The organism is Microcoleus sp. Pol12B4 (assembly GCF_036701385.1).
In the GTDB taxonomy this organism is placed as follows: domain Bacteria; phylum Cyanobacteriota; class Cyanobacteriia; order Cyanobacteriales; family Microcoleaceae; genus Microcoleus.
On record NZ_JAUBQR010000157.1, the window covers coordinates 5,802 to 8,603 of the forward strand.

At 46.4% G+C, this 2,802-nt stretch carries 4 protein-coding genes; 2 read left to right on the top strand and 2 right to left on the bottom strand.

The features are described from left to right. Together QUA38_RS20170 and QUA38_RS20175 are read right to left on the bottom strand one after the other, a co-directional pair. A partial coding sequence (locus QUA38_RS20170; RefSeq protein ID WP_333164830.1) for a long-chain acyl-[acyl-carrier-protein] reductase occupies nucleotides 1-734 on the bottom strand: 734 nt, incomplete at its 3' end. Between the two features lie 156 nt (nucleotides 735-890). Beyond that, nucleotides 891-1,583 carry an aldehyde oxygenase (deformylating) gene (locus QUA38_RS20175; protein WP_333164832.1) on the bottom strand — a complete coding sequence of 231 codons (693 nt, stop codon included), beginning with the start codon at nucleotides 1,581-1,583 and terminating at the stop codon, nucleotides 891-893. A gap of 64 nt (nucleotides 1,584-1,647) precedes the next feature. On the opposite strand from QUA38_RS20175, the gene QUA38_RS20180 reads away from it, so the two are divergent. Together QUA38_RS20180 and QUA38_RS20185 are read left to right on the top strand one after the other, a co-directional pair. Beyond that, nucleotides 1,648-1,845, top strand: coding sequence for a hypothetical protein (locus QUA38_RS20180; protein WP_333067170.1), 198 nt, complete (start codon nucleotides 1,648-1,650; stop codon nucleotides 1,843-1,845). 235 nt (nucleotides 1,846-2,080) lie between these two features. Continuing rightward, nucleotides 2,081-2,802, top strand: a 722-nt coding sequence (locus QUA38_RS20185; protein ID WP_333164834.1) for a carbohydrate ABC transporter permease, incomplete at its 3' end; no start/stop codon positions are given.

Genomic DNA, 2,802 nt, shown 5'->3' on the forward strand with positions numbered 1-2,802 from the left:
CCGTCAATCAATAAACAGGGTTGCTTCAATGTCTTAGGGTCAATTTCTACTCCCTTGGGCATACTGGCTACCCAGACTACAATATCGGCTTGGGGCAGGGCTTCTTCCAAGTCCATGATTTTGCCTCGCCCCAATTCTGATTGCAAATCTTGCAATCGTTCTTTGTCGCGGGCAATCAGCAACAATTCTGCTACATTGGTTTTAACATTGAGCCAGCGACACACCGCACTGCCAATATCCCCCGTAGCACCGCAAACGGCTACAGTGGCTTTTGAAAGTTCAATTCCCAATTTTGGGGCTGCTTCTTCTACTTGGCGGCAGAGAATGTAAGCCGTGTGAGTGTTACCAGTGGTGAAGCGTTCAAACTCCAACTTGAGATTGCGAATTTGCTTAATTTGCTGCAAGTTGAAAGTCTCAAAAATGATCGAAGAAAAGCCGCCTAAAGCAGTGATGTTAATCCCGTTTTTTTGAGCGTGTGCCATCGCATTAAGGATTTTGCGAGTGGCTGCTTTAATCCGGCGAGTGGCTAGCATTTCTGGCAAAAAACAGGACTCCACATAGCGGCCTTCTATTTTTTGTCCGGTGATGCTTGTTACCGTGATCTGATCAACTATTTGGGGCGGTGCGCTGCACCAAAAATCGAGACCTTGATCGGCATATTCTGGATAGCCCAGCTCGTTAGCTACTGATTGGGCGTGTTCTAAGCTGGTTAAGTGACCGATTAGACCAAACATTAAGTTGTCAAATGAAGGAAGATTGAAAATGGAAGATGGAAGATGGAAGATGAAAGATGGAAGATGGGAAGATTAAAAATTTATATTTTAAAATGAGTTATCCCCTTTTTAATTTTTAATTTTTAATTTTTTTCCCATTCCTTATTTCCCAATTAACTAGCCTGCGAGGCCTTGTGCTGACATCCGCATAATATCGCGGTTGTTAAAGCCTATGTTGCCTAGGGCTTCGCCGTAGGCAATCATAAAGTCTTCGATTAAAGCGTCTTTTTCCATTCCCAAAACGCGGGCATCGTCTGCGACAGAGTTTAGCAGTCTCCAGATGATGGGCAGGTTTTCCCGGTTGGCGGCTTCTAGTTCGGCTTTGGATTCCTCAAAGTGAGCTTGCAGCCAGACTTCCCCAAAGTTGAGGTGGCTATATTCTTCTTTGACGACGCCTTCGGTGATTTTGCGAGCAAAGTCATCGGCGACGGGGATGTAGATGTTGTAAGCTGCGATCGCAAAACACTCGATAATTAGCGATTGAATCAACAAGCAAGTTACAATCTGACCTTGGGCCGCGGCCGTCTGGAAGTTCTTGTGCAGTTCCGAAAAGAACTGCTTGGCAAATGCCATGTCGGGCGTGACTTTAAGATTCCGGCCACAAGCTTGGAAGCCTTTCATGTGGCGGTTCTCCATCTTGGACAAGCCAACTAACTCTGCTTTTTTGTCAGCCAACAGTTCGGCCAGTGTCAGGTAATTGTCGTGAGCTTCTTGTTCGCCTTCAATCACAATGGCGTTGATGCGGCTGTAAGCATCTTTGTAAGTTTCGGTTTGAAAGTCAATTGTTGGGCTGGCCTCAAGCTGGGGCATAGATATGTAGTCTCCTCATATAAGCTTGTGGGATGTTTGGAAACCCCTTTAAAATTGGGGGTCAGTGACAGTACACTTTACCTATTTTGAACGCACCCCATCTAAATCACAGATTATAGCTGAGGATTCTTTCGACAAAGAACTTTTCTTTGACGTTCCGGGAAAAACTGGCGTCCTCAGCGTGTTTGCCGGACTTTTGCCGTCGAACACTCCAGAAAGACTATCGCTAGAATGCTATCTATTTACTAATTACTTGAATTAGTCGTTAGTCGATCTTTTGCCCGGAAATAGATGATAGAAATACGGTCTATGTCTCCACCTTGAAGGGTTTTACAGTACCAACTCTATCTCTAACATTATATCCTAATCACAACTTCCTCCCTAGGTACTCCTTCTTTCCCTCTACGACATATTATGTTGTTGTATGGGAAGCCTCTGGGAGGCGATCGGGTGGGATAACGTCACAGGCTTATTATTTTAGGTTAATTCACAATTTTATGGGTAAATCCTTTGACAGATCTCAAGCGCTGGAACTACTGAGTTTTATTTTGTTGCTGGCGGGGGCTGGGCTGGTGCTGCTGCCACTGGCTACTGTATTTTTAGTTTCCATATCACCATCTGGTGTCGGTGTCAAGACCACAGGCCTAACTTTGGCGAACTATCAGGAGGCTTGGCGGCGGGGCAATTTTTTGTTGGCATTCCTTAATTCTACTGTAGTGGCGATCGCAGTAACTGCTTTTCAGGTTGTAACTTCTGCTTTGGCCGGTTACGCCTTGGCCAGGCTGAAGTTTCGCGGGCGACAGGCGATTGTGTTGGGGGTTTTGGCAACCCTGGTAATTCCGTTTCAGCTTTTGGTGATTCCGATTTTCTTGGTTTTGAAGTGGGGTCATCTGCTGAATACCTACGGGGCGCTGATTTTGCCGACGGCGGCTAACGGTTTTGGGATTTTTCTGCTGCGCCAGTATTTTATGACTGTTCCGGTGGAGTTGGAGGAGGCTGCAATGCTGGATGGGGCTAACCGCTGGCAGGTTTTGTGGCAGGTGATGTTACCTTTGGCCCGCCCTGCTTTGGTGACGCTGTTTTTGTTTACTTTTATCGGGGAGTGGAACGATTTGTTTAAGCCGCTGGTGTTTACGACGCGGCCGGAGTTGCGGACTGTGCAGTTGGTTCTGGCTGAGTTTCAGGAACAGTTTACTAGCAGTTGGCAGTTGTTGATGGC